This window comes from Arthrobacter globiformis, assembly GCF_030818015.1.
GTDB lineage: Bacteria > Actinomycetota > Actinomycetes > Actinomycetales > Micrococcaceae > Arthrobacter > Arthrobacter globiformis_C.
Genome location: NZ_JAUSZX010000001.1, coordinates 1,997,457 through 2,022,562, shown reverse-complemented (window position 1 = coordinate 2,022,562; position 25,106 = coordinate 1,997,457). Strand labels below are relative to the sequence as shown.

At 66.8% G+C, this 25,106-nt stretch carries 21 protein-coding genes and 1 pseudogene; 9 read left to right on the top strand and 13 right to left on the bottom strand.

All coding sequences use genetic code 11. The features are described 5' to 3' along the window. Positions 1-99: 99 nt before the first annotated feature. Positions 100-3,720: a S41 family peptidase gene (locus tag QFZ23_RS09265; protein WP_306922357.1), complete on the bottom strand. Its 3,621-nt coding sequence runs from the start codon at positions 3,718-3,720 to the stop codon at positions 100-102. Between the two features lie 73 nt (positions 3,721-3,793). Here QFZ23_RS09265 and QFZ23_RS09260 point away from each other — a divergent pair, with 73 nt between their 5' ends. Continuing rightward, the gene (locus QFZ23_RS09260; protein WP_306922356.1) at positions 3,794-4,687 is read left to right on the top strand and encodes a TIGR01777 family oxidoreductase; all 894 of its coding nucleotides are present in this window, start codon (positions 3,794-3,796) and stop codon (positions 4,685-4,687) included. A 70-nt stretch (positions 4,688-4,757) separates the two neighbouring features. On the opposite strand, the gene QFZ23_RS09255 is transcribed toward QFZ23_RS09260, so the two are convergent. After that, positions 4,758-6,797 (bottom strand): protein kinase domain-containing protein, encoded by a 2,040-nt coding sequence (locus QFZ23_RS09255; RefSeq protein ID WP_306922354.1) that lies wholly within the window; start codon positions 6,795-6,797, stop codon positions 4,758-4,760. A 160-nt stretch (positions 6,798-6,957) separates the two neighbouring features. On the opposite strand from QFZ23_RS09255, the gene lipB reads away from it, so the two are divergent. From lipB to QFZ23_RS09235, 4 genes and pseudogenes are all read left to right on the top strand, one after another. After that, entirely contained in the window at positions 6,958-7,626 is a 669-nt protein-coding gene (lipB, locus tag QFZ23_RS09250) for a lipoyl(octanoyl) transferase LipB (protein ID WP_306922353.1), read from the top strand. Beyond that, complete coding sequence (gene lipA, locus QFZ23_RS09245) at positions 7,623-8,630, top strand: lipoyl synthase (RefSeq protein WP_306922351.1); 1,008 nt, start codon at positions 7,623-7,625, stop codon at positions 8,628-8,630. Before lipB ends, lipA begins: the two co-directional genes overlap by 4 nt. 87 nt (positions 8,631-8,717) lie before the next feature. Continuing rightward, a complete protein-coding gene (locus QFZ23_RS09240; protein WP_306922350.1) occupies positions 8,718-9,470 on the top strand; it encodes a DUF4191 domain-containing protein in 753 nt (250 codons plus the stop codon). A gap of 168 nt (positions 9,471-9,638) precedes the next feature. Next, a pseudogene (locus QFZ23_RS09235) lies at positions 9,639-9,947 on the top strand (DUF3817 domain-containing protein); the annotation flags it as partial. Positions 9,948-9,956: 9 nt separating this feature from the next. On the opposite strand, the gene QFZ23_RS09230 reads toward QFZ23_RS09235, so the two are convergent. After that, a complete protein-coding gene (locus QFZ23_RS09230) occupies positions 9,957-10,394 on the bottom strand; it encodes an RDD family protein (protein ID WP_306922348.1) in 438 nt (145 codons plus the stop codon). Positions 10,395-10,665: 271 nt separating this feature from the next. Between QFZ23_RS09230 and glnA (QFZ23_RS09225) the strand changes: the two genes are divergently transcribed. After that, positions 10,666-12,090: a type I glutamate--ammonia ligase gene (gene glnA / locus QFZ23_RS09225; protein WP_306922345.1), complete on the top strand. Its 1,425-nt coding sequence runs from the start codon at positions 10,666-10,668 to the stop codon at positions 12,088-12,090. A 118-nt stretch (positions 12,091-12,208) separates the two neighbouring features. Here glnA (QFZ23_RS09225) and QFZ23_RS09220 read toward each other — a convergent pair whose 3' ends face one another. From QFZ23_RS09220 to glnA (QFZ23_RS09195), 6 genes are all read right to left on the bottom strand, one after another. Then, the gene (locus QFZ23_RS09220) at positions 12,209-12,424 is read right to left on the bottom strand and encodes a hypothetical protein (protein ID WP_306922343.1); all 216 of its coding nucleotides are present in this window, start codon (positions 12,422-12,424) and stop codon (positions 12,209-12,211) included. Positions 12,425-12,777: 353 nt separating this feature from the next. After that, positions 12,778-13,329, bottom strand: coding sequence for a hypothetical protein (locus QFZ23_RS09215; protein WP_306922341.1), 552 nt, complete (start codon positions 13,327-13,329; stop codon positions 12,778-12,780). Positions 13,330-13,546: 217 nt separating this feature from the next. Beyond that, complete coding sequence (locus QFZ23_RS09210; RefSeq protein ID WP_306922340.1) at positions 13,547-14,062, bottom strand: GNAT family N-acetyltransferase; 516 nt, start codon at positions 14,060-14,062, stop codon at positions 13,547-13,549. Between the two features lie 6 nt (positions 14,063-14,068). Further along, positions 14,069-14,494 carry a VOC family protein gene (locus tag QFZ23_RS09205; protein WP_306922338.1) on the bottom strand — a complete coding sequence of 142 codons (426 nt, stop codon included), beginning with the start codon at positions 14,492-14,494 and terminating at the stop codon, positions 14,069-14,071. Positions 14,495-14,515: 21 nt separating this feature from the next. Then, positions 14,516-17,527, bottom strand: coding sequence for a bifunctional [glutamine synthetase] adenylyltransferase/[glutamine synthetase]-adenylyl-L-tyrosine phosphorylase (locus tag QFZ23_RS09200; protein ID WP_306922336.1), 3,012 nt, complete (start codon positions 17,525-17,527; stop codon positions 14,516-14,518). Positions 17,528-17,536: 9 nt separating this feature from the next. Then, positions 17,537-18,877, bottom strand: a complete 1,341-nt coding sequence (glnA, locus tag QFZ23_RS09195; RefSeq protein WP_306922335.1) for a type I glutamate--ammonia ligase — start codon at positions 18,875-18,877, stop codon at positions 17,537-17,539. Positions 18,878-19,120: 243 nt separating this feature from the next. Between glnA (QFZ23_RS09195) and panB the strand changes: the two genes are divergently transcribed. Continuing rightward, positions 19,121-20,026, top strand: coding sequence for a 3-methyl-2-oxobutanoate hydroxymethyltransferase (panB, locus tag QFZ23_RS09190; protein ID WP_306922333.1), 906 nt, complete (start codon positions 19,121-19,123; stop codon positions 20,024-20,026). A 49-nt stretch (positions 20,027-20,075) separates the two neighbouring features. On the opposite strand, the gene QFZ23_RS09185 is transcribed toward panB, so the two are convergent. Continuing rightward, positions 20,076-20,240: an SPOR domain-containing protein gene (locus tag QFZ23_RS09185; RefSeq protein WP_306922331.1), complete on the bottom strand. Its 165-nt coding sequence runs from the start codon at positions 20,238-20,240 to the stop codon at positions 20,076-20,078. Between the two features lie 124 nt (positions 20,241-20,364). On the opposite strand from QFZ23_RS09185, the gene map reads away from it, so the two are divergent. Both map and ppgK read left to right on the top strand, forming a co-directional pair. After that, positions 20,365-21,243: a type I methionyl aminopeptidase gene (gene map, locus QFZ23_RS09180; protein WP_306922330.1), complete on the top strand. Its 879-nt coding sequence runs from the start codon at positions 20,365-20,367 to the stop codon at positions 21,241-21,243. Positions 21,244-21,323: 80 nt separating this feature from the next. Next, positions 21,324-22,127, top strand: coding sequence for a polyphosphate--glucose phosphotransferase (ppgK, locus tag QFZ23_RS09175; RefSeq protein WP_306922329.1), 804 nt, complete (start codon positions 21,324-21,326; stop codon positions 22,125-22,127). Between the two features lie 129 nt (positions 22,128-22,256). On the opposite strand, the gene nrdR is transcribed toward ppgK, so the two are convergent. From nrdR to QFZ23_RS09160, 3 genes are all read right to left on the bottom strand, one after another. Then, complete coding sequence (nrdR, locus tag QFZ23_RS09170; protein ID WP_306922327.1) at positions 22,257-22,874, bottom strand: transcriptional regulator NrdR; 618 nt, start codon at positions 22,872-22,874, stop codon at positions 22,257-22,259. A 120-nt stretch (positions 22,875-22,994) separates the two neighbouring features. Beyond that, positions 22,995-24,389 carry a histidinol dehydrogenase gene (hisD, locus tag QFZ23_RS09165; protein ID WP_306922325.1) on the bottom strand — a complete coding sequence of 465 codons (1,395 nt, stop codon included), beginning with the start codon at positions 24,387-24,389 and terminating at the stop codon, positions 22,995-22,997. 54 nt (positions 24,390-24,443) lie between these two features. Further along, positions 24,444-25,016 carry a hypothetical protein gene (locus QFZ23_RS09160; RefSeq protein ID WP_306922324.1) on the bottom strand — a complete coding sequence of 191 codons (573 nt, stop codon included), beginning with the start codon at positions 25,014-25,016 and terminating at the stop codon, positions 24,444-24,446. Positions 25,017-25,106: the final 90 nt, after the last annotated feature.

Genomic DNA, 25,106 nt, shown 5'->3' with positions numbered 1-25,106 from the left:
CTGCTGAATTGCAGGTGCGGCAACGGCTAAGGCCCTGTTCCGGTCTGGAGAAATCCAGTCGGGAACAGGGCCTTTCTGTGGGGCCCTCTCCGTGCGGCGTCAGCCCTTCGCGGGCTGCCGGCCCGGCAGCGGCTCCGGACGCAGCCGGCGGTAGCCCTCGCGGGCCGGCGGCCGGTCCGTGGGCAGCTCCTGCACCATCTCCTTCAGCGCCGTGATGCCGGACTCCAGCTGCGGGTCCCGGCGGGCAGCGTAGGCGTGCGGCGGGAACGTCACCTCGATGTCCGGAGCCACTCCGTGGTTTTCGACGCTCCAGCCCACGCCGCCGCCGAACCAGGTGGCGTAGCGGGGCTGGGTAACCCCTGTTCCGTCGGCCAGCGTGAAGCGGTTGTCGATGCCGACGACGCCACCCCAGGTGCGCGTGCCGATCACCGGGCCGATGCCACGCAGCTTCGAGACCTGCGTGATGATGTCGCCGTCGGAACCGGCGAATTCGTCGGCCAGGATGATGACCGGACCGCGCGGCGCGTGGTGCGGATACGTCCGCGGCTTTTCGCCGCGGGGCATGCTCCAGCCCGTCACCTTCCGCCCGATCAGTTCTGCCACGAGCTGGGACGTGTGCCCGCCGCGGTTGCGGCGCACGTCCACGATCAGGCCGTCAAGCGCCGTCTCGGTGTCCAGGTCGCGGTGGAGCTGCGCCCAGCCGTTGGCCAGCATGTCCGGAATATGCAGGTAGCCGAATTTGCCGTCCGATGCCTCGCGTACTGTGCGGCGGTTGGCATTCACCCAGTCCTGGTACCGGAGCCGTTCCTCATCCTTGATGGGGACGACGGCGATCCGGCGCTGGACTCCGGCTGCCTGTCCGTGGCCGGCGCCGTTGCGGATGGTCAGTTCCACCGCCCGGCCGGCCGCGCCCACCAGTTGCATGGCCGGCGTCAGCGACTCCGTCAGGCGCACACCGTCAATGGCCAGCAGGACGTCCCCGGCCTTGGCGTCTGCGCCCGGCCGCGTCAGCGGCGAGGTGGCCAGCGGATCCGACGATTCGCCGGCCAGGATGCGCTCGATTTCCCAGCCCTCGCCGGTGAAGGCGAGGTCGGCACCCAGCCGGCCCTGGCCGTTGCTGCCGTTTTCCGTGGCCGCCGCCGGGCGCACGTAGGCGTGCGATGTGCCGAGCTCGCCGTGCAGCTCCCACAGCAGGTCCACCAGGTCGTCGTGCGATCCGAGCCGCTCCACGAGAGGACGGTAGCGGGCGTGGATGGAGTCCCAGTCCTGGCCGGCCATGTCCTCGGTCCAAAAGAAGTCGCGCTGCAGCCGCCACGCCTCGTCGAACGCCTGGCCCCACACGCTCAACGGATCCATCAGGACGCGGATGCGGGTGAGGTCCACCTTGACCAGCTGGCCGGAATCCTCGTCGGCCTTGGCGTCGGAGGGCACCACGCGGACCTGCTTGTCGTGGACCAGGACCACCTTCCTGCCGTCACCGGACAGGCGGTAGCTGTCCAGGGCGTCCACGAGGGTGGTGCTCTTGCGCTTGGCCAGGTCGAAGCGGACCAGGCTCGGCGCCTCGTTCTTGTCCTCCAGGCTTGCCCTGCCCTCCCCGGTGACGCCGGCAAGGGCGCTGTCGAGCCACAGCAGAGCGCCGTCGGCGGCGGTCAGGTCCGAGTAGTTGCCCTGCGGAACCGGGACGCTGATGACCCGGTGGGCGAGTCCTTGGGCGTCCACCCGGACGGCGGCCGGTGCGGGCTTGCCCTCGGCGGCTGCGGACTCGGCTGCGGTGCCGTCCTGTTCGTTGGATCCGTCTGCCAGGGCCACGCTGGGGCCGAACGGCGAGGCGGTGTCCGCCGCCAGTGCCACGAGGTAGGGCTTGATCGGGCTCGGGAAGGACAGGTCAAAGGAATGGCCGTCGTAGACCGGATCGAAACTGCGGTTGGAAAGGAAGGCAAGGAATTTGCCGTCCGGGGAGAACGACGGCGATTCGTCCCGGAAGCGGCCGTCCGTCACCTCCACGATGGCGGCCTCTCCGGCCGTGACCTCCGGGGCGTTGGTCTCCCCGGGAGTGGTCTCCCCGGGGTTGGTTTTCCGGGCGTTGGCGCGGACCAGCCGCAGGCGGCTGCGTGAGCCGAAGGATGTCACCGGTTCGGACCAGGCGAGCCATGCGGAGTCCGGCGACCAGGCGAGGTCCTCAATGCTGCCCTCGCCGATGCTGGTTACCGCCGTCAGCGTGCCGTCCTGCGTGTCGGCAATGTACAGGTCGCCAAAGGCGGTTCCGATGGCGATCCAGCGGCCGTCGGGGCTGGCTTCAATGGCGCTGGCACGTGAAGGCTTGGGGAACCGCACCGTGAGCGGGCTTGATTCGGCCGCAACAGTGCCGGTGGCCTGGCCAGCCGTCGTTTCGGTTGCTGCCTCCGCAGGGGCGAGGTCGGCCGCAGCGTCGTCGGCCACCGGGTGGGTGGCGCGGGGTCCCGCTACCCCGGCGGCGGAAACTGGCCTGGGCAGTGGCATGGCCGAAGACACGGCTTCCTGCTGATCCCCGGCAGGTTCGGTGTCCGGGAGAGCGCTGGGCTTGCCGTTGCCGTTGCCGTTGGCTGCTGGCGCGGCCTTTGCTGCTCGGGCTGCTCCATCGTGTGCCGGAACCTGCGGCACGATTTCCCTGATGAACAGGGCCTCCTCGCCGTCGTGATCTGCCACGTAGGCGATGCGGCCGGCGGGAAGAGGACGCGGCAGGCGGGCACGAACGCCGGCCGTCGCCTCCACAACGCGGGACGGCCCGTCCTTGTGCCGCAGCCAGTGGATTGTTCCGTGGGCCTCCACGGCGCTTGCTTCCCCCGTGGTGTCCGGCCGGACGTCACCCAGGTGCTTGGCGACCTTGAGGAGCGAGGCGCGGCGGCCCTGGGACGCCGATCCGAGCGTTACATCCAGCCGGACGGCCTCGGAGCCAAGGTCATGCAGGAGCCATAGCTCACCGGCCGATTCGAAGATCACGCGCTTGCCGTCGGTGGAGGCGTGGCGGACGTAGAAGTCCTCGTGGTCGGTGTGGCGCCGCAGGTCCCCGCCGCCGGGCAGGACCGAGTACAGGTTGCCGTAGCCTTCGTGGTCTGAGAGGAAGGCGATGCGCCCGTCCACCCACATGGGATCGGCGAGATTGCCGTCCAGCTCCGGCAGGAGCCGCTCAAACTCACCGTTTCCGTCGCTGTCGATCCAGAGCTTTCCGGCAGTTCCGCCACGGTAGCGCTTCCACCAGGCCGGTTCGCGGGACAACACACTGCCCACCACCACCGGCTTTTCGTCCCCGAGTTCCGGGCCGAAGGCCACGGACTCGACCGGTCCCAGCGGGAGCTCCTCGGCCCAGCCGCCCTCGGTGGACAGCCGGTAGGCGTGCGTGTGGCGGCTCTCGGCCTGGCGGAACGCACTGGTGACCACGATGTCCCCGGAAGGGGTGAAGCCCTTGACCCGAGTGGTGCTGTGTCCGAAGAAGGTCAGCTGGCGGTATCCCCCGCCGTCGACATCAGCGATGACCACCTCGGGAGCCGTCCCCTGCACGACCGTCCAGACCAGCTTTTTACCGTCCGGCGTAAAGCGCGGGTTGCGGGCCGGCAGCTGGAGCGAGGAAACACGCCAGGCGCGGCCGCCGCTGAGGGGGGCAATCCAGACGTCGTCCTCGGCCACAAACGTGACCAGATCGCCGTGAACATGAGGGAACCGGAGGTAACTCGAAGAGGTCATCGTTCGATCATAGTCAACGTGACATGAGCCATCGGGGAGGTGCCCTGCCGTGCCGGGCATGGTGAGATGGATCATGCGTATCGTCATGGCCGGCGCCTCCGGGCTCATCGGAACCGCACTCTCCTCCCGCCTCGCCTCCGACGGGCACGACGTCGTCAGGCTGGTTAGGCGGCCGCCGTCGTCGCCGTCGGAGACCCCCTGGGATCCCGCCACCGGAACCCTGAACCCGGGCTGCCTTGAGGGCGCCGACGCCGTCATCAATCTGTCGGGCGCCAACATCGGCGCCAGGCCATGGACACCGCACCGGATCGATGAGCTGTTCCAGTCGCGCCTCGATCCCACGCGGACTCTTACCTCGGCGATGCGCCACCTCGACTCCCCGCCCCCGACGTTCATCAGCCAGTCCGGGGCCGGCTACTACGGCGACGCCGGGCACGCCATGCTGACGGAGGAATCCCCCGCCGGGCAGGGCATCATGGCCCGCATCTGCGTCGAGTGGGAAGCGGCAGCCCACGAGGCCCCGTCCGGAGTCCGGGTTGTGACGCCGCGGACCGCGGTGGTGCTGAGCAGGTCAGGCGGTGCCATGGGACGCCTGCTGCCTCTGCTGCGGGCAGGCATCGGCGGTCCGCTGGGCAACGGCCGGCAGTACTGGCCGTGGATCACCCTCCCCGACCTCACCTCCGCGTTCGGATTCCTCCTCACGTCCGGGAATTCGGGTCCCGTGAATGTTGCGGCGCCGGAAACCGCCGACCTCAACACCCTCGTTGCCGGGCTGGCAAGGGCCCTTCACCGCCCCGCCCTGCTGCGTGCGCCGGCCCCGGCGCTGCGCCTCGTCATGGGCAAGCTGGCCGACGAACTTCTGCTCGCAAGCCAGCGGATCGAGCCGACACTGCTCCGGGACAGCGGGTTCACCTGGCAGCATCCCTCGGTGGCGCTTGCCGCCGCATGGGTCGCCGGCGACAAGTAGTCGCTCCTTTCTGTTGGTGTTCAGGGCCGTTCTGTTGGTGTTCAGGTCCGTGTTGTTCGTGTTCAGCCCGCTATTGGTGTTCAGCCGCAGGCAGGATGTCCGCGATGCGCCAGCGTCCCTCAGCCTGGACCAGGACAAGCCGCAGCCTCATATCCTGCTGCCGCGCTCCGGTGGCCACGACGGCGCCTGCAAGCGATCGCTCCTGATAAGCCGAGGTCGATGACGTCACCGCCACTACTGCCCTCGCCGGCGTGCTTCCGGGCAGGCGACGCACGCCGGAGAGACTCGTGGTGAACCCGGCCAGCACCGTCCCGGATTTCTCCAGCCCGGCGCGGATCTGCCGGTCCGCGGCATGAGCTGGGGTGTTCGGGGCATTCACATCGTCGAGCAAGTCCAGCCTGCCCTCCCGCAGCGCCAGTGAACGCAGCTGCGCCAGTCCGAGGACCGCCTCCACGGGATCCTTCGCCGCCAGCCGGCGCCTGACATCACTCGGCAGGCTGGCCTCCTGTGCTGCAGCAGCTGGCGAGGATCCTGGGCTGCCCGCCGGAAGGACTGCCTCCAGCGCCACTTGGCCTGACTCCCGCGCCGCTGGAGTCGAGTCCAGGGCCTCCTGGCCTGGCACCTCCGCAGCCCCGGGCAACCCCAGAAGCGCGGCGCCGGCAAGCACCGCTGCCGTGAGCACACCGCCTGCCACTGCCAGAGGGCGGCTGCCGCCCGCGCCGGCTCCGGCGACCCTGCGGACCCGCGTCGGCAGCGCCTTGGAAGCCGCGTGGTCCGTGGTTCGCCTGCCTGTGGCTGGCCTGTTTGCGGTTTGCCTGCCTGTGGCTGGCCTGTTTGCGGTTTGTCTGTCTGCGGTCCGCCTCTCCGCCCTGTGCCTGACCACGGGACGTGCGTCCGCAGGGTGCTGCCCGTCAGCCGCGTGACTGACCACGGCATGCCGGACCGCCGCGTGCCTGGCCCCGGTACCCCTGACAGCGGGTTGCTGCAGTGACAGGGCGTGGGCTGTCGGTGCCCCACACGACGACAGCCGGCCCAAGGCCCTCACCCATCCGGTCGTCTTCAGCCGCCTTCCCCAGGCGAGCAGGTGCCTCCTCAGGCGCCCGCCCGACGGCGGGACGGGCCTGCGCGTCAGCAACTCGGGCAGCACCGTGTCATGCACGGAGCGGGACAGATCCACAGGGAGTGCGGCCGCGCTGCGGTACACAGCCGTGGCAAACCCGGCGGCGGCGGGACGTTGCCGCCGGTCGTCACTGAGCCCCGCCTCCAGCAACGCCGCCAGCTCGGCCGGCACGTCCGGAACAAGCAGGGAGAGCGGTGGCCTGGCCGCTGACGGCGGAGGGGGCTGTCCGGTGAGGCAGTACCAGCCCAAGGCGGCGGCCGCATAGACGTCGCGTTCGGGCTGGAGTCCGGCCCGGACTGCGTCCACCGGGGCCGGATCCGCAAAGCCGTCGGTGTGACAATCGGAAACGCCGGAAGTGTCCCCCACCATCCGGGCCACGCCGAGGTCGGACAGCAGCGGCTTTCCATGGGCGGTGAAGAGTACGTTGCCGGGTGCGACGTCGGAGTGAGTGAAGCCCTTGCCGTGCAGGTAGCCCAGGACCTGCGCGATCGGGGTCAGGACCGTGACCGTCTCGCCGACGCTCAGTGCGCCTCGCGCCGTGACCAGTTGCTGGAGGGAACCCCCGGCCGCGTAGTCCATCAGGAGACCAAAGCTGCCCCCTCCAGCCTCATCCGTCCTGACCACGCCGTAAGCCTTCACCAGGTGCTCGTGGTCCAGCACTGACATGACCAGGAGTTCACGGCGGACATCCTGCTCCCGCGCCTCGGCAAGGTGGGTGTCCGCGGCGCCCGGCCCGGTACTGCTTGATTCGCCGCTGCCCCACGGCCGGCCGAAGCACTTCAGGGCAAGCTTCACACCGGTGGAGTCCTGCGAAACCAGCCACACTTCGGCACTGCCGCCTCGGCCCAACCGGCGGCATACCGAGTAGCCCGCGATGGCGGGCGCTCCCCCGGCGGAACCGTGCGTAGTGGCGCTGCGGCGGCCTTCCGGGCTGTGCGACTTCGAGCTGTGGTTTTCCGAGCTGTAGTTTTCCAAGCTGTGCTGGTCCATGGCTTAAGGAGTACCGGAAACCGGCAATTCCTGCAGAAGTTATCCACAGGCAGGCGTACGGTCCGCCGTCATCGGGAATGGCGCAGAATGTGACCGCGGAGGCATGAGAGCTTGGGCACACTATCGGGCAGGACGCCGGCTGAGGTCTAAGCTGGAACGCATGACTCTTGAGTTCACAACGCTCGGTCTTGCCCCGGATTTCGTCGATTACACCCACGCCTGGGACATCCAGCGCGAAATCCATGAAAATGTCCTGGCCGGCAAGGCCCCCAGCACGGTACTCCTCCTTGAACATGCCGCCGTCTACACGGCCGGAAAGCTGACAGAGGATCACGAGCGGCCCTTCGACGGCACCCCCGTCGTTCCCGTGGACCGCGGTGGCAAGCTCACCTGGCACGGTCCCGGCCAGCTCATCGGATACCCGATCATCAAGCTGAAGAACAAAGCCGGCATCCGGGACTACGTTGAGCGTCTGGAGGCCGTGATCATCGCGGTGCTCGCGGACTATGGCATCAAACCGGTCCGGATCAAGGGGCGTGCGGGTGTCTGGATCGAGGAGGATGCCAAGGGCCCGGCCCGCAAGATCGCCGCTATCGGCATCAGGGTCAGTCAGGGCGTGACCATGCACGGCTTCGCGATTAACTGCAACAACGACCTCGCACCGTATGGCCAGATCATCGCCTGCGGGATCAACGATGCGGGTGTGACCACGATCGCCCAGGAAACGGGCCGCGATGTGTCTCCTGCCGATCTCGTTTCGCGGATCACCGAGGAACTGCGCAACAATGAAGACGCCCTAGTTGCAACCCCCGAAGGAGCTCTCCTGTGACACTGGCACCAGAAGGCCGGAAAATGCTGCGGATCGAGCAGCGCAATGCGGCCACCCCGGTGGAACGGAAACCGGACTGGATCAAGGCCAAGGTCCAGATGGGCCCGGAATTCGTCGGCCTGAAGAACCTGGTCAAGAAGGAAGGCCTGCACACCGTCTGCGAAGAGGCCGGCTGCCCCAACATCTTCGAATGCTGGGAAGACAAGGAAGCCACCTTCCTGATCGGCGGCTCCGAATGCACACGCCGCTGCGACTTCTGCCAGATCGACACCGGCAAACCCTCACCCGTGGACAGGTTCGAACCCACCAAGGTGGCCCGCTCCGTGCAGGCAATGGCCCTGCGCTACGCCACCGTCACCGGCGTCGCCCGTGACGACCTCGAAGACGAAGGCGTCTGGCTCTACGCCGAAACGGTCCGCAAGATCCACGAACTCAACCCCGGCACCGGCGTCGAACTCCTGATCCCGGACTTCTCCGGCAAACCCGAACACATCGCCGCGATCTGCGACTCCAAACCCGAGGTGTTCGCGCACAACGTCGAAACCGTGCCAAGGATCTTCAAGCGGATCCGGCCCGCGTTCCGCTACGAACGCTCCCTGGACGTCATCACCCAGGGCCGGAACCTGGGCATGGTCACCAAGTCCAACCTCATCCTGGGCATGGGCGAAACCCGCGAAGAGATCTCCGAAGCCCTCCGCGACCTCCACCAGGCAGGCTGCGACCTGATCACCATCACCCAGTACCTGCGCCCCTCCGAACGCCACCTCCCCGTGGACCGCTGGGTCAAGCCGCAGGAATTTGTGGACCTGCAGCACGAAGCCGAGGAGATCGGCTTCCTCGGCGTCATGTCCGGACCCCTGGTCCGCTCCTCCTATCGCGCCGGCCGGCTCTGGGCCACCGCCATGCGCAAAAAGGGCTGGGAAATCCCCGCCGAACTCGCCCACATCGAATCCTCCGGATCCACCCGCCAGGAAGCCAGCTCCCTGCTGGCGGCGCACCAGTAGCACCAGGCATTTCCACGGCAAAGGGCCGGACACCGGAACTTTCCGGCGTCCGGCCCTTTGTCGTGGATCACGTAGAATTAAGGCACTATGGCGAAATCCCCTGACTCCAGCAACAACACTCCTGCGGCCGCTGATGCCTCCAAGCGCGGCCTCTTTGGGCGCAAACCCAAAGCCGTGAAGGAAAAGAAGCCCAGCCGGCTCAAGCAGATCCGCGAGGTCTTCAATATGACCCGCCGCCACGACCCCATGGTTCCGTGGCTCATGCTGCTGGCGTTCCTGGGCGTCGTGGCCGTCAGCCTCGTGGTTGGCCTGTTGCTGAACAACTGGATTACAGGCCTGATCATCGGCATCCCGCTGGGTTTCCTTGCGGCAACGTTCATCCTTTCGCGCCGCGCCGAGGGGGCTGCCTTCGCCCAGATCGAAAACCAGCCGGGAGCGTCCGGGGCTGCCCTCAGCACTCTGAAGCGCGGCTGGATCACCGAGGAGCAGCCCGTGGCTGTGAACCCGCGGACCCAGGACGCCGTTTTCCGCGCTGTCGGTCGTCCCGGCGTCGTGCTCGTTGCTGAAGGGCCCACGCACCGCGTGCGCCCGCTGGTCGAAGGCGAACGGAAGAAGCTGGCGCGCATCCTTCCCAACGTCACCGTCCACGTCATCGAAACCGGGCGCGGCGAGGGTCAGGTGCCCATCAGCCAGGTGGCGAAGAAGATGAACAAGCTCAACAACGAGCTCACCAAGACCGAGGTCAGCGCCGTGTCCAAGCGCATCTCATCGCTGGGCACCCGGCTCCCGATCCCCAAGGGCGTGGACCCCTACAAGGCCCGCCCGCAGCGCGGACGCTAATCAGCCTGATCCGCCCCGGTGGCCGCCGCATCTGCGTCGGCCCCGGGGCGTCTTCATTTTGAGCGGCATCTTCCGTTTAAATGGCGCTGCCCGCTTAAACCGCGTTGCCCGTTTGAGCGGCACATAGCACCAGCCAGACCCCAGCACCTACAGAAGCCGGAGCCTCCTGTGAAATTCCCGTCCGCGTCCGCCGTCGTCCGTGCCTTCCGCCTGCTGGCCGTGGCCGAAGCCTTCAGCTGGGCCGCGCTCCTGACTGGCATGTACTTCAAGTGGATCGCCGGGACCACCGAACTCGGCGTGGAGATTGCCGGACCGGTGCACGGCGCACTGTTCATCGGCTACGGAGTGGCTGCCCTTGTCCTGTGGCGGCTGCAGCGCTGGCCGTTCAAAGTGGCGCTGTTCGCAGGCCTCTCGGCGGTTTTCCCCTTTGCCACCGTTCTGTTTGAGCGGTGGGCGCTCCGCCGGGGGTACCTCTCGGGCGGGTGGCTACTTGCGGACGAGGACCGTGTTCATGGCCTTGTCATGGAGTCCGCGCTGGTCGGGGTCGAAGATGACCGCCGGGATCACCAGGCACAGCAGGACAGTGCGGACCAGGGCGGCCAGCGGACCGGCCGCTGAGCCGTCCGGCTTCACCACGTGGATGCCCATCACCCGGTGGCCGATGCTGTAGCCCAGAGTTCCGATCAGCAGGATCTGCTCGGCGGCAAAGACGGCAAGCGTGGCCATGGAATTGCCTGCGAGGAACACGTTGCTGATCAGCAGCGCGATGGTCCAGTCGATGGTGATCGCCAGGATCCGCCGGCCGGCGCGGGCCATGGATCCGCTGCCCGACTCGGGAAAGCCCAGGCGTTCGCCCGGGTACTTGGAAATGCCGGAAGTGTCCGGCCCGCTGAGCCACGAACCGATGTCTTTGCGATCTACCACCCACTAAGTTTACCGAGCCGTAAGCAGCACCGTGGACGTTCACACTCTGGATGGACGTGGACCACAGTGTGGACACCGTATAGCGTTTACATATCAGTAGGTTCCGTAACCTGCCGGAAACAAAGCGGACACGGACGGGAAATCCCGAATCCCTAGGGTGGTAACAGTTGCTAGCGAGCCTGGAGCGGGGCACTTTTGTGTTTCCGCCCATTGGATTGCGCTGGACCACTTGGCTTTACAGCCAGTTATTAAATATGCGTAAGGAGCATAGATGTTCAAGACTGCGGACGAAGTCCTCAAGTTCATCAAAGATGAAGACATTCGGTTTATCGATATCCGCTTCACCGACCTCCCCGGCGTTCAGCAGCACTTCAACGTGCCCGCCAAGAGCGTGGACGCCGACTTCTTCGTCAACGGCCAGCTTTTCGATGGTTCTTCCATCCGCGGTTTCCAGGGCATCGCCGAGTCTGACATGCAGCTCATTCCGGACGTCACCACCGCGTTCCTGGACACGTTCCGCATGGAGAAGACCCTTGCACTGAACTTCTCCATCGTGAACCCCCGCACGGGCGATCCTTACCACCGCGACCCCCGTGGCGTGGCAGAGAAGGCTGAGGCCTACCTCGCCTCCACCGGCATCGCCGACACCGCGTTCTTCGCTCCCGAAGCAGAGTTCTTCGTGTTCGACAACGTCCAGTACCAGTCCTCCCCCGAGGGCAGCTTCTACAAGATCGACTCCGAAGAAGCCCACTGGAACACCGGACGTGAAGAAGAGGGCGGAAACCTCGGCTACAAGACCCCGGTCAAGGGCGGTTACTTCCCTGTTTCCCCGACCGACAAGCAGGTCGACCTGCGCGACGCCATGTGTGTTGCCCTGGACGAGGCCGGGCTTGAGGTCGAGCGCAGCCACCACGAAGTTGGCTCCGCCGGCCAGGCCGAGATCAACTACAAGTTCACCACGCTGACCCACGCGGCTGATGACCTGCAGAAGTTCAAGTACGTCATCAAGAACACCGCTGACGCCTGGGGCAAGTCCGTCACCTTCATGCCGAAGCCGGTCTTCGGTGACAACGGCTCGGGCATGCACTGCCACCAGTCGCTGTGGAGCAACGGCGAGCCGCTGTTCTACGACGAGAAGGGCTACGCCGGCCTGTCCGACACCGCCCGCTGGTACATCGGCGGCCTGCTGAAGCACGCCGACGCCGTCCTCGCGTTCACCAACCCGACGGTCAACTCCTACCGCCGCCTGGTCAAGGGTTTCGAAGCCCCGGTCAACATGGTTTACTCGCAGGGCAACCGCTCCGCCGGTATCCGTATCCCGATCACGGGCTCCAACCCGAAGGCCAAGCGCATCGAGTTCCGCGCTCCGGACCCCTCCTCCAACCCGTACCTGGCCTTCGCTGCCCAGCTGATGGCCGGCATCGACGGCATCCGCAACCGCATCGAGCCGCCGGCTCCGATCGACAAGGACCTCTACGAGCTCCCCGCCGAGGAAGCCAAGGACATCCCCAAGGCTCCGGGCACCCTCGAGGAAGCACTGCAGGCACTGGCTGAGGACAACGAGTTCCTTCAGGCCGGCGGCGTGTTCACCCAGGACCTGATCGACACCTGGATCGAGTACAAGTACGAGAACGAGATCCGGCCGCTGTCCCTGCGCCCGAACCCCTACGAGTTCGAGCTCTACTACGGCGTCTAGCCAGTTCATGCGGCTAACGCGGACCTAGTCCGCAGGTAGTTCGCAAGAATCTCGCTACAGCAAGGGCCGGTTCCAGGTTTCACCCCTGGAGCCGGCCCTTTGTCGTGCCGGAATCCGACTATGCCCGCTCCCCGGTCGTCCCACCTTCAGGAGTAAGCGGAAGCTCCATAAACTCGTACAGCTCCCGCCATGCGTTATCTAGTTGCAGCTCTGCTAGAACAAGCGCCTCTTTACCCGATCCAACGCCACCCTTGGCGCCTTCCCGCAAGGCCACAAGTTCGCGGTACAGCTCCTCTACACGGACGAGGCGCCTCTTGAATTCGTCATCAGCCATGCGAAAAGGCTAACCGACACGGGCGCGCTCTGTCCGCTGGGGTAGGCGGTTCGCCGGACTCCTGCCCGAAGAGGTTCATCGGCTTCAGCGGTGGCCCGTCCCGTCCCCCACGCGCGGAGCGGGCCACCTACCGTCGCCGTAGATCCCGATGGGCCGTTACGGTGCCGGTAGACGGGATAATACGGCAGGCAAGTGAACTGCTTGTAACTGGCCAGCAGGCTTATCAAGTTGAGTGACTAACCCAGGTGCGCGTAGCGTCATAAATGGCAACCTCCGCAATTGTCCCCCAGCTGCGGAGGTTGCTTACTAGTCTGCCCCGGGAGACTCCTCAAACCGCCAAGGGCCGCCACCGGTTAAGTCCCCCGGCAGGGTTCCTCCGCGTACCTCCCCCAGAGGGACTCTGCACCCGTGCCGCCAAAGGCTTCCAGGTCTCCCCGCAAAGCCCGGCACAGAATGAGGGAGTCAGCGAAACTCCGCCGCATGTAGGCCTCCCAGTCGGCCCGTTCGGAGGTGAACGCCTGCGTGCCCATCTGGTACCTGAGGTGGGCGAAATGATCCAGGATCCGGTGGGCCGCCGCTTCGGCCCGGGCCGCCAGCCGCTTTGCCTCCCGCTTCGACGCAGGATCCGAGATCGCCGATGCGTCGGGCAGTTCCTCGCGGTGCCAGAAGTACGGCTGCAGGTCGACGTTATCCACGAAGATCCTGTCGATCTCCTGCTGCTGGGCATAGAGCGAGGAAGCGGTGCTGCTTTCCAAAGTGCTCCTGATCCCGGCGTACTGGTACGCCGCCGCGATGAGCGTGGCAGCAACGCCCGCCCCGATGAGCAGCAGCTCGGCCCTCCTGAGCCTCCTGGCACGGCTGCCCTTCGCCTGCGCGCGGGCATGGTCCGCATCCTGGCGTGCCAAATCCTGGCGCCTTTGATGCTGCGGAAGCTCAGACGCCGAAAGCTGGCTCCAGGCGTGCTGAGACCGGGAGCCAGCCTGTTCCGGCGAGTGCCTCCGAGACGAAGACCCTTTCAAGCCTTCCCCCCAACAAGGTTTGAAGTGCACTGCCAAGACACAGCGTAGGCACACCCGGGTGACGGCGCAACGGTCCGGCGGTGTTTCCGGGCTGCATGAGCGTTCAGAAGGCGGCGTACATGGTCCGCTGCGGTCCGGCCTCGCCGCCCAGATAGACGCCCTTGTCCGCAAAACCCGCCTTCAGGTAGGCTCCCCGCCCGGCGGGGTTGCGCTCGTTGACTGAAAGCACGACGCCGGCCTGGCCGCCTCCCAGCCTGACCGTTAGTTTGGCGGCCGCCGCCACTGCCGCAGATGCTGCCGCCTGGCCCAGGCCCTGGCCCTGCCGCCGCCTGTCGATCAGGAACCCGCGAAGCAGCCAGGCGGAGTCGTCGTCGGGCCAGCCGGCGAGCCGGGCTGCCCCCGACTGCAGCGTCAGCACCCCGGCAGCCCTGCCGCCTGCCTCGATGACATAGGGCCTGCGGGACCCGTCCTCGAGCCCTGCCAGCATCATGCGCAGGGGATCGCCCACAAACTCCTGCTGGCCCGGTGCGAGTTCCAGTTCCGCCACCGCACCCAGCTGGATGGCCCGGGCATCGGCATCCAGGTCCCGCAACGGAATGAGCCATACGTCCGGACGCATGATCCGTCAGGAAGCAGGTGCCGCCCCGTCGGCGGGCGGACCCGCGGGGTCCATCCACATGACCTCCCACAGGTGCCCGTCCGGATCCTGGAAGCTGTGGCTGTACATGAAGCCGTAATCCTGCACCGGCTGCGATTCAGTTCCGCCGGCGGCCAGGGCCTTGCTCACCATCTGGTCAACGGCATCCCGGCTGTCCACCGAGAAGGCCATGATGGCCTCGGTGGCCGAGGTCGCGTCCACGATCTCCTTGGCGGTGAACGTCTTGAAGAACTTCTCTACGAGGAGCATCACGAAGGCGTCGTCGTTGATCACCATGCAGGTGGCGTTCTCATCCGTATAGTCCTGGTTGAATGTAAAGCCCAGCGCATTGAAGAACTGCACGGATCTGTCGAGGTCCCTGACGGGTAGGTTCATGAAGATTTGGGTAGCCATGCGCCCAAACCTAGCACCGGTTCAGTGACCGTAGAAGACCTTCTCGAACACCGCACGGGCGCGTCGGCTCACCCTCAGGTAGTCCTCCTCGAACGCCGTGGCCATCCCTTCCTCGTAGCCGCACCACCTGGCCACGGCCTCCAGGTCGCGCCGGGACGAGGGCAGCAGGTCCGAAGCGCGGCCCGTCCAGATCACGTTCGCGGAACGGATCCGGCTGGCGAGCCGCCAGGCGTCGGCCAGCAGGCGGGCGTCGTCATCTTCCAGCAGCCCCAGCGAGGCCGCCGCATTAAGAGCCTTCAGGGTGGACGTGGTGCGCAGTTCCGGGTTGCTTCCGGCGTGCTGGAGCTGCAGCAGCTGCACGAGCCATTCCACGTCGCTAAGGCCGCCGCGCCCCAGCTTGAGATGCCTGGCAGGATCGGCGCCGCGGGGCAGCCGCTCGGACTCCACCCGCGCCTTGATGCGACGTATCTCGCGGACGTCAGCGTCGGCGACGGCGGCCGGGTAGCGGATGGGATCGATCAGCTTCACGAAGTCGGCGGCAAGCCCGTCGTCACCCGCGATCGGCCGGGCACGGAGCAGTGCCTGCGCCTCCCAGATGAGCGACCAGCGGCGGTAGTACTCGCCGTAGGACTCCAGCGACCGCACCATCGCCCCGTTCTTTCCCTCCGGGCGAAGGTCAGCGTCCACGGCAAGAACCCGCTCGGCCATGATCGCCGGCTTGAGCGGCTGCGTCAGAAGGGTTGATAGGTGGCCCACGATCTTCGCGGCCTGCTGCTGTGCTTCATCGTCCGAGGCACCGGGCAGCGCACGGTGGACGTACAGGACGTCGGCGTCGGACCCGTAGCCGATCTCCAGTCCGCCCTGCCGCCCCATGGCCACCACCAGCACCGATGTCTTCAGCGGGCCGGCGGCGGAGACAATGTTTTCCGCCACCCGCAGGGCGCCAAGGATGGCGGCGCGGTCCGTCTCGGCCAGCGCCTCCCCCACCTGGTCCTGGCGGAGCAGCCCGGCGCTGTCCGCGATGGCGATCCGAAGGATTTCACGGCGCCGGATGAGCCGGATGAGGCGCATGGCGCTTTCCGGGTCCGCGTGCCGGGACATCTTGGAGGCGATCTCCTGCCACTGCGTCTCAAAGCTGAGTGGCGCCAGTTCCTTGTCCGTCCCCAGCCAGGACACCGATTCCGGCGACACTTCGAGGAGGTCGGCGATGAGGCGGGAGTTGGACAGCATGTGGCACAGCCGCTCGGCCGCCGCAGCGGAATCGCGCAGCATGCCCAGGTACCAGTGCGTGGTGCCAAGGGCCTCGCTGATCCTGCGGAAGGCGAGCAGCCCCGCGTCGGGGTCCACCCCCTCAGCCAGCCAGCCCAGGAGGATGGGCAGCAGCTGCCGTTGCAGGGCCGCACGCCTGCTGACCCCCGCTGTCAGCGCCTCGATGTGGCGGAGTGCGCCCTGCGGATCCCGGTAACCGAGTGCCGCGAGCCGGCCCTGCGCGGCTTCCGGAGTCAGTCGCGCGTCTTCGCTGCTCAGCTTGGCGGCCGTGTTCAGGAGCGGACGGTAGAAGATCCGGTCGTGGAGTTCGCGGACGGAGCGTTTTGTCCGCTGCCAGGCGGCCAGGAGGGCGTCCGGGTGTGGCCGGTCCGTTGAGAAGGGGCCCAGCACAGCCTTGGCCAGGGTGCGGAGGGGCTCCTCCTTGACCGGCATGAGGTGGGTGCGGCGCAGCTGGAAAAGCTGGATGCGGTGCTCGAGCAGCCGGAGGTACCGGTAGGCGTGGTCGAACGCGGCTGCGTCTGCCCGGCCGATGTAGCCGCCGGCGGACAGTGCGGCAATGGCTGACGTCGTGTCGCGGCGGCGGAGGGATTCATCTGATTTGCCGTGCACGAGCTGGAGGAGCTGGACGGTGAATTCGACGTCGCGCAGCCCGCCCCGGCCCAGCTTGATCTGCCGCTGTTCCTCGGCTGGCGGGATGTGTTCGGTCACCCGGCGGCGCATGGCCTGCACGGATTCAACGAATCCGTCGCGGTTCGCCGAGGTCCACACGAGCGGCGAGACGGCCTCCTCGTAGCGGGCACCCAGCGCCGCGTCGCCCGCGATGGTCCGCGCCTTCAGGAGGGCCTGGAACTCCCAGCTCTCTGCCCAACGGGCGTAGTAGCTCTGGTGCGAAGCCAATGTCCGGACCAGCGGGCCGGACTTTCCCTCCGGACGGAGGTTGGCGTCCACCTCCCAGAGACCGGGCTCGCGGGCCGGGGACGAAATGGCGCGCGAGATGCCGGACGCCAGCGCCGTGCCGATGGTGTTGGCCCGGGCGTCGTCCAGCTCGCCTGCCTCCACCACGTAGATGACATCGACGTCGGAAATGTAGTTCAGTTCGCGGGCTCCGCACTTGCCCATCCCGATCACTGACAGTGCGACATCGGCGACCTCCCCGTCGTCGAACTTCACCGCTGCTTCTGCGCGGGAGACCGCAAGGGCGGCCTCGATGGCTGCCCCGGCCAGGTCCGCGAGTTCGGCGCCGACGGCGGGCATGAAGTCCAGCGGATCAGCGGCGCAGAGATCCTTGACGGCGAGGTCCACCACGCCCCTGCGGTAGGCGGTGCGGAGCGCCTCATAGGCCTCGGGGCCAGAGATGCCCGCCACCGGCCGGGCTGCAGTGGGGTCTGCGCGCACCGACCTGAGCAGCTGGGCACGCAGCTCGGCTGGATCGGCCTGGAGCGGTTCCGGGCTGGCGGTCACGCTGAACGCGTCGAGGTGCTCCGGGTGCCTGATCAAGAATTCACCCAGTGCCTCGCTGGCGCCCAGGACCCGGTAGAGCGGTTCGCTCACCTCGGTGTCCGCCGCTGCCAGCTTCCGCAGGTCCGGGTGCTTCTCGATCAGCCGGACCAGGGATTGCAGCGCGGCATCCGGGTTCGCCGCCAGCTGCAGTCCGGCAAACAGGATGTCCTGGTCAATGCCCTCCAGCTCGGGGGCAGCAAGGAACCGTTCGCCCTTCTCGAGGTCGCTGAAGCCGGCGGTAATGAGCCGGCGGGCCAAGCTCACCGCAGCCGCCTAAAGGATGGCGAGGTTGCGCTGCAGCTCATAGGGGGTCACCTGCAGGCGGTAGTCCTGCCACTCCGCCCGCTTGTTGCGCAGGAAGTGCTCGAAGACCTGCTCGCCCAGGATCTGCGGCATCAGTTCCGAGTCCTCCATGGCCCGGATGGCGTCGTGCAGGCTTGCCGGAAGGGGGTCGTGGCCCATCGCCCGGCGCTCCGCGGAGCTCAGCGACCAGATGTCGTCCTCCGCCGCCGCAGGCAGTTCGTAGCCCTCCTCGATGCCCTTGAGCCCGGCGCCCAGGAGCACGGCGTAGGCAAGGTAGGGGTTGGCGGCCGAGTCGATGCCGCGGTATTCGATCCGGGCTGATTGTCCCTTGCCTGGCTTGTACAGCGGGACGCGGACGAGGGCAGAGCGGTTGTTGTGCCCCCAGCTCAGGTAACTGGGCGCCTCTCCCCCGCCCCAGAGGCGCTTGTAGGAGTTGACGAACTGGTTGGTGACCGCGGTGAATTCGGGGGCGTGCTTGAGAACGCCGGCAATGAACTGGCGCGCCGTCTTGGAGAGCTGGAACTCCGCGCCTGCCTCGAAGAAGGCGTTGGTGTCACCTTCGAAGAGCGAGAAGTGCGTGTGCATGCCCGAACCCGGGTGGGCCGTGAAGGGCTTGGGCATGAAGGTGGCGTACGTGCCCTGCTGCAGCGCCACCTCCTTGATGACGGTCCGGAAGGTCATGATGTTGTCCGCCGTCTGCAGGGCGTCCGCGTAGCGCAGGTCGATTTCGTTCTGGCCCGGGCCGGCCTCGTGATGGCTGAACTCCACGGAGATACCCACGGATTCCAGCATGGTCACGGCGGTGCGGCGGAAGTCCTGGGCCACGCCGCCGGGGACGTGGTCAAAGTAGCCGCCCTCGTCCACCGGAATGGGTGAACCGTCGGGGCCGGGCTCCTGCGACTTGAGCAGGTAGAACTCGATCTCAGGGTGCGTGTAGCACGTGAACCCCATGTCGGCGGCCTTGGCCAGGGTGCGCTTGAGGACGTTGCGCGGATCCGCTGCCGAGGGCTCGCCGTCGGGAGTCAAGATGTCGCAGAACATGCGGGATGTCTGCTCCGTCTCGCCGCGCCATGGAAGGATCTGGAAGGTGGACGGGTCCGGCTGGGCCAGCATGTCCGACTCGAAGACACGGGCAAGGCCTTCAATGGCCGAGCCGTCGAAGCCGAGGCCCTCCTCGAAGGCGCCTTCGACCTCGGCGGGGGCCAGCGCCACCGACTTGAGCGAGCCCACGACGTCGGTGAACCACAGGCGCACAAAGCGTACGTCGCGCTCTTCGATCGTGCGCAGGACAAACTCTTGCTGGCGGTCCATGAAGGCCTCTTCTCCGGTCTACGTTCTTGCCCCGGTCCGTCCACGACGGAGCAGCGGCAGCTCACGAATCACTTTACTAAGCATTTACCCATGATGCTGGCGCGGCTGCAGCGCGTAACACAGCGTTAACACTCAGCCGGAGACCGGGCAGCCCCGCCCGGGCAAACCCGCTATGACGCGAATCACCCGGCATCCCATGGCGGCCGGTGGCTAGCACGTCGGGTCCCGGACTACGCTCTTGCCATGGCCTCAAGCAGCAGTCCCGATCCAAGCACGTCCGCTGAAGTACCTGCTCCCTACGGGAACGGCCCCATGGCAGCAGCAGCGCCGCCGTCGGAGACCGCACGGAAGCCGCTCCCCCGGATCCGCACGCACCACCTGCAGCAGGCGAAGACCAGCGGCGAACACTTCGCCATGCTCACGGCCTATGACCAGTACACGGCAGAGATCTTCGACCAGGCAGGCATCGAGGTCCTGCTGGTGGGCGACTCGGCATCCAACAATGTATTTGGCAACGAAACCAGCCTTCCCGTCACCGTCGATGAGTTGCTGCCCCTTTGCCGGGCGGTCACACGCTCCTCGAAGCGCGCCCTGGTGGTGGCGGATCTCCCCTTCGGCAGCTACGAGGTTTCGCCGCAGCAGGCTGTGGCCACGGGCGTTCGCTTCCTCAAGGAGGGCCTGGCGCACGCAGTGAAGCTCGAGGGCGGCAAGTTCTACGCCGACACGGTCAGGGCGATGGTCCAGGCCGGCATCCCGGTCATGGGCCACATCGGATTCACGCCCCAGAGTGAGCATTCCCTGGGCGGCTACCGCGTGCAGGGACGGGGCGACGACGCCGCGCGGCTTGTCGAGGACGCCGCGGCGCTGACCGACGCCGGCGCGTTCTGCATGCTGATGGAAATGGTTCCCGCGGAGACGGCAAAGGCCGTGGACGCTGCCATTTCAGTACCCACCATCGGCATCGGCGCAGGCAATGCGACCACGGGGCAGGTTCTGGTCTGGCAGGACATGGCCGGCCTCCGCGGGGGCAGAATGGCCAAGTTCGTCAAGCAGTACGCGGACCTCCGGTCCGTCCTGAGCGACGCGGCCAAGGCATATGGCGACGACGTTCGGTCGGGACAGTTCCCCGGCCCGGAGCATTCGTTCTAAACCGGAGCTTTCTTTCCAGAAGCGCTACGTGACTTTGGGAGCGGACGGGTCAGTCGTCCTCGCCCTTTTCCCAGGATTCGTTGCGCGCCTTGACCTTCTCGAGTGCGTGTTCCGCTTCTTCCCGGGTCTTGTAGGGACCGATCAGCTGGGTCCAGTCCGACATCGCGTCTTCCTCCACCATGTGGGTCTTGACGTTGTACCAGTACTCGGGCATCGGTGTTCCTCGCTTTCCGGTTAACAGCACACTGCCGCCGTGATCCACGTAACGTAACCCGCAACGGAAGCCGCCGGGCGCATTAATTTACATGGCGTTCTGTACTGCCTTATATGATCAATCTATGCCTTCCTTAGCCTCGACCGCACCCACCGGCACGCTTACCCCGGGAACCATCAGCCCGCAGCGGCCCGTACCCGCGTCGATCCCGCGGCCGGAGTATGTAGGCAAGCCAGGCCCGGCCAAATTCACCGGGTCAGAGGTCAAGTCACCGGAAACCATCGAGAAGATCCGGGTGGCCAGCAGGATCGCCGCGCAGGCCATCGTGGAGGTGGGCAAGCACATCCGGGCGGGCATCACCACCGACGAGCTGGACCGCATCGGCCACGAGTTCCTGCTGGACCACAACGCCTACCCGTCCACGCTGGGGTACCGCGGCTTCCCCAAGTCCCTCTGCTCGTCGCTTAATGAGGTCATCTGCCACGGCATCCCGGACAGTACGGTGGTGCAGGACGGCGACATCCTCAACATCGACATCACTGCCTTCACCGGCGGGGTGCACGGCGACACCAATTACACCTTCCTGGTGGGTGACGTTGACGAGGAGTCGCGGCTGCTGGTTGAGCGGACCAGGGAGTCCCTCAACCGAGCCATCAAGGCCGTCGCCCCCGGACGCCAGATCAACGTGATCGGCCGCGCCATCGAGTCTTACGCCAGGCGCTTCGGCTACGGCGTGGTCCGTGACTTCACCGGACACGGTGTGGGCGAGGCCTTCCACACCGGGCTGATCATCCCGCACTATGACGCCGCGCCGGCCTACAACACCGTTATTGAACCGGGCATGGTGTTCACCATCGAGCCCATGCTGACCCTCGGCACCATCGAGTGGGACATGTGGGCCGACGACTGGACCGTGGTCACCAGGGACCGCAAGCGCACTGCACAGTTCGAACACACGCTCCTCGTCACCGAATCGGGTGCCGAGATCCTCACCCTTCCCTGACGCCAGGCAACCGCCCGCGTCATTCCGGCAAGTCATCCTTGCCCAGCCCGAGCCCCTACCCTGCCACGAACGGAATCCCATTGGCCAAGAAGGACGAAAAGACCCGCAAGCACGCCCCGCTGATCGGCATCGACATTGGCGGAACCGGAATCAAGGGCGGCATCGTCGACCTGAAGAAGGGCAAACTGATCGGCGATCGCTTCCGCCTCGCAACCCCGCAGCCGGCCACGCCGGAAGCGGTGGTCGAGGTGGTTGCCAAGGTCGTTGAGGAGCTCTCGGCACGTCCCGACGCACCCGAGGCTGACAGCCCCATCGGCGTGACGTTCCCCGGCATCATCCAGCACGGCGTGGTCCACTCTGCCGCCAACGTGGACAAGAGCTGGCTCAACACGGACATTGATGCACTGCTCACGGCCCGCCTGGGCCGCCCCGTGGAGGTCATCAACGACGCCGACGCGGCCGGCCTGGCCGAAGCCCGGTACGGTGCGGGCGCCGGAATCGGCGGCACCGTCCTGGTCATCACCCTCGGCACCGGCATCGGGTCCGCGTTCATCTTCAACGGCCACCTGGTGCCCAACGCCGAACTCGGCCACCTGGAGATCGACGGCTTCGACGCCGAAAGCAAGGCCTCTGCGGTGGCCCGTGAACGGGACGGCCTCAGCTGGGAGGAGTACAGCGTCCTGCTGCAGCGTTACTTCTCCCACGTCGAATTCCTGTTCTCCCCCGAGCTCTTCATCGTCGGCGGCGGCATCTCCAAGCGCGCCGACGAGTACCTGCCGCACATGAAGTTGCGCACCCCGATCGTTCCCGCTGAGCTGAAGAACGAGGCCGGCATCGTGGGCGCTGCCCTGGAGATCGCCGTCAAGCACGAACTGGCCAAGTAGCCGGGCAGGGCACGGTCCGCGGCCCGCAGAAACGCCGAAGGCGGCAGACATGAGGTCTGCCGCCTTCGGCGTCTTGCACTGGAGCCGGTGGCGGCTGCGGCTTCCCCTCCGCTGCTGCCACCGGAGTCTTTAGAGCGTGCTCTTCGCGGTGTTCTTTTCTGCGGTGTTCTTTTCTACGGTGTTCTTTTCTGCTGTGTTCTTGTCTGCCGCGTTCTTAGCCTCGGAGCCCTTGTCTTCGGGGTTCTTGGCTTCGGAGCCCTTGCCGTCGGCCCTGGGGGTCGCCGCCCCTTTGGCCTCGACGTCGGACTCGTGCCGGAGCAGCGCAATGGCGGATTCGAAATCTTCGAGTGATTCAAAGGCCTGGTAGACGCTGGCGAACCGGAGGTACGCCACCTTGTCCAGCTTCTGCAGGGGCCCGAGGATGATCAGGCCAACCTCGTGGGCATCGATTTCCGCCGCACCGGACGCCCGGATATTCTCCTCGACTTCCTGCGCCAGCATCGCGAGGTCGTCCTCGCTGACGGGCCGGCCCTGGCAGGCCTTGCGGACGCCGTTGATGACCTTGCTGCGGCTGAAGGGCTCGCCCACGCCGGACCGCTTGATCACGGACAGGCTGGTCGTTTCCACGGTGGTGAAGCGGCGGCCACACTCGGGGCACTGCCGGCGGCGGCGGATGGCCGAGCCGTCGTCGGCCATCCGGCTGTCCACCACACGTGAATCAGGGTTGCGGCAAAACGGACAATACACGTTCTTCCTAGCCTTCCGTACCCTTGCCGAAGCTTCTTCCGGCTCCAGTTTACGGCTACATATAGCCGAATAACAAGCCTGTAATTACTACATGTAGTGGGTGATTACTACATGTAGTGGTCAGCGGCCGGTTTGGAACCGCACAGTGACCGCGTCGCCGTGCGCCGGGAGGTCCTCCGCGCCGGACAGGCTGACGATGTGTCCGCTGACCTGCCCCAGCGCCGCCGCCGAGTAGTTGATCACCTGGATGGCGCGCAGGAACGTGGTCACGTTCAGCCCGGACGAGAACGCCGCCGTGCCGCTCGTGGGAAGCACGTGGTTGGAACCGGCGCAGTAGTCGCCGAGGCTTACGGGGCTGTAGTCGCCGACGAAAATGGCGCCCGCGTTCCGGATCCGCGCCGCCACAGCGGGGGCATCAGCCGTCATGATCTCCAGGTGTTCGGCCGCGTAGGCGTCGCATGCCGCGATGCCCTGGCCGAGGTCGTCGACGAGCACGACGCCGGACTGCGGGCCGGACAATGCCTCGCGGACACGCTGGCTGTGCTTGGTGGTTGCAGCCTGCAGTTCCAGTTCCTCACGGACCTCCGCGGCGAGCTGGACGGAATCCGTGATCAGGACGGAGGCGGCCTTCGGATCGTGTTCGGCCTGGCTGATCAGGTCGGCGGCAACGAATGCCGGGCGGGCCGTGGAGTCCGCGAGGATGGCAATCTCCGTGGTGCCCGCCTCGGAGTCGATCCCCACCACGCCCTTGACGAGGCGCTTGGCCGTGGCCACGAAGATGTTGCCGGGCCCCGTCACGACATCGACAGGTTCCAGGGCGGGAGTCCCTGGTTCGCCGGGCACGCCGTAGGCGAAGGCGGCGATGGCCTGGGCTCCGCCGATGGCATACACCTCGTCAATTCCCAGCAGCGCCGCAGCGGCCAGGATGGTGGGGTGCGGGAGGCCGCCAAAGTCCTTCTGCGGCGGCGAGGCGAGTGCGATCGACTCCACCCCTGCCGCCAGCGCCGGAACCACGTTCATGATCACCGAGGACGGGTAGACCGCCAGTCCGCCCGGGACGTACAGGCCCACGCGCGCCACGGGTACCCACTTCTGGCTCACCACTGCGCCGTCGCCCAGGGAGATGTCGACGTCGGCCGGGCGCTGCCCGTCCGCAAACCGCCGCGCACGGCTGATGGACTCTTCCAGGGCCGAGCGAACGGCAGGGTCCAGGCCGTCCAGAGCTGACTGGAGTGCCTCTGCCGGAACGCGCGGATGCGCCTGCTCAACGCCGTCGAACGCCAGGGCGAACTCGGCAAGGGCGGCGAAGCCGCGCTGGCGGACGGCCGTGATGATGTCGCTGACCTTCTGTTCGGCGTCAGCGACTGTCTGCTGCCGTGCCCGGGGCACCGCCTCGCGGAGTTCGGCCAGGCTGAGGCTGCGGCCGCGCAGGTCAACGGTGCGGAAGTCGACGGCGGGGGTGTTCGGGCGTACCTGGGAATTCGAGCGCAGGGGGCTGTCCGGAGAAGTGGTCACCCGTACATTTTACGCGCCGCGGCCCCGCGCCCGGACGTCTGTTACCGCCACTCCCTACTGCCACGGGCGGCCGTCGCCGCTGTTGCCCGCCGGATCCTGGTCCACGGAGGCACGCAGGAGGCCGATGATGCGCAGCACGAAGAAGCCGGCGGCGACAGCCGCGGGCCACAGGACAAGGACAGTCAGGGACCGCAGTGAGAAGGCTACGCTGGCATTCCCGGTCGTGTCCTGCGGACCTCCCAGCCAGCGACCCGCCAGCACACCGGTCTGCCATGCCAGGACAGCCGCCGCAGCGCTTGCCGCGACGGACAGCAGCAGCATCCGACGCGTCCCGCCGTTCCGCCGGCCGGACAACAGCACAGCCACCAGGCAGCCCAAAAAGACAAACAGTCCCGCCAGCACCAGGTCCCGGGGGAGCCAGCCCTCGCTGTTTGTCCCGGAGGAGAGCGCGGAGTTTCCCGAAATGAGGTTTTGCCCGCCGGGGGCCAGGAGCCACCAGAGGAGCCCGGCCGGGATGCCCGCGCCGATGATTCCAGCGGCCCACGCCCAGCCCTTGCCGGGTCGCCGCCGGGCGCCTTGGGCCTCGTCGGAGGAGCGGACCGGAGGGACGGGTGCAGGCTGGGTCATGAGGAAACGCTAACAAATGTTGGCCGGCATTCCGCGCCACGTGCCTGCCCGCCAAGGGAATGTCCCATCCGCCCGGAAGGCCCATAGTCT

What these genes read in the sequence shown, in the direction of transcription:
- QFZ23_RS09265 (WP_306922357.1), bottom strand. Translation starts at nt 3,720, where the DNA reads ATGACCTCTTCGAGTTACCTCCGGTTCCCTCATGTTCACGGCGATCTG.
- QFZ23_RS09260 (WP_306922356.1), top strand. Translation starts at nt 3,794, where the DNA reads ATGCGTATCGTCATGGCCGGCGCCTCCGGGCTCATCGGAACCGCACTC.
- QFZ23_RS09255 (WP_306922354.1), bottom strand. Translation starts at nt 6,797, where the DNA reads ATGGACCAGCACAGCTTGGAAAACTACAGCTCGGAAAACCACAGCTCG.
- lipB (WP_306922353.1), top strand. Translation starts at nt 6,958, where the DNA reads ATGACTCTTGAGTTCACAACGCTCGGTCTTGCCCCGGATTTCGTCGAT.
- QFZ23_RS09240 (WP_306922350.1), top strand. Translation starts at nt 8,718, where the DNA reads ATGGCGAAATCCCCTGACTCCAGCAACAACACTCCTGCGGCCGCTGAT.
- glnA (WP_306922345.1), top strand. Translation starts at nt 10,666, where the DNA reads ATGTTCAAGACTGCGGACGAAGTCCTCAAGTTCATCAAAGATGAAGAC.
- QFZ23_RS09220 (WP_306922343.1), bottom strand. Translation starts at nt 12,424, where the DNA reads ATGGCTGATGACGAATTCAAGAGGCGCCTCGTCCGTGTAGAGGAGCTG.
- QFZ23_RS09210 (WP_306922340.1), bottom strand. Translation starts at nt 14,062, where the DNA reads ATGCGTCCGGACGTATGGCTCATTCCGTTGCGGGACCTGGATGCCGAT.
- QFZ23_RS09205 (WP_306922338.1), bottom strand. Translation starts at nt 14,494, where the DNA reads ATGGCTACCCAAATCTTCATGAACCTACCCGTCAGGGACCTCGACAGA.
- glnA (WP_306922335.1), bottom strand. Translation starts at nt 18,877, where the DNA reads ATGGACCGCCAGCAAGAGTTTGTCCTGCGCACGATCGAAGAGCGCGAC.
- panB (WP_306922333.1), top strand. Translation starts at nt 19,121, where the DNA reads ATGGCCTCAAGCAGCAGTCCCGATCCAAGCACGTCCGCTGAAGTACCT.
- QFZ23_RS09185 (WP_306922331.1), bottom strand. Translation starts at nt 20,240, where the DNA reads ATGCCCGAGTACTGGTACAACGTCAAGACCCACATGGTGGAGGAAGAC.
- map (WP_306922330.1), top strand. Translation starts at nt 20,365, where the DNA reads ATGCCTTCCTTAGCCTCGACCGCACCCACCGGCACGCTTACCCCGGGA.
- QFZ23_RS09160 (WP_306922324.1), bottom strand. Translation starts at nt 25,016, where the DNA reads ATGACCCAGCCTGCACCCGTCCCTCCGGTCCGCTCCTCCGACGAGGCC.